Annotated in this window: 1 protein-coding gene; it reads left to right on the top strand. The window is 56.1% G+C overall.

Going from position 1 to position 374, the window contains the following annotated elements:
• Nucleotides 1-56: 56 nt before the first annotated feature.
• Nucleotides 57-110, top strand: coding sequence for a hypothetical protein (locus ACRPFF_RS11335; RefSeq protein ID WP_432674672.1), 54 nt, complete (start codon nucleotides 57-59; stop codon nucleotides 108-110).
• Nucleotides 111-374 lie beyond the last annotated feature (264 nt).

Genomic DNA, 374 nt, shown 5'->3' with positions numbered 1-374 from the left:
GTCGAGTCTCGTGGGCTCGGAGATGTGTATAAGAGACAGGTATTTTCCTACCTCTGTTGCCAACCACACCGTTCGTGCTGCTCTCCGCCGCCTGTTGGGCAAACCTTTAGCAGCAGCAGGTTTGGCTTTAACGATAGCGTCCAGCAACGCATCAAAGTTCTCTTTCAAATCAGCTTCAGCGAACGAAGCACGACCAATCGTTGCATGAACAATACCTGCCTTGTCGGTACGGTACTGCTATGGTTGACCGCCTCGCCAAAGCGACCGGCATCAACGTCAGCGGCACACTCTACTCTGCCGCACTCGGCAGCGCGCCCGCAGACACCTCCATCGTCATGTCCCGCCACCATATCCAGGCAATGAGCGCAGCGCTG

The organism is Neisseria sp. SLRRB23 (assembly GCF_050896295.1).
Classification (GTDB): domain Bacteria; phylum Pseudomonadota; class Gammaproteobacteria; order Burkholderiales; family Neisseriaceae; genus Neisseria.
The sequence above is the reverse complement of the archived record's forward strand: the minus strand, read 5'-3'. Positions and strand labels throughout refer to the sequence as shown.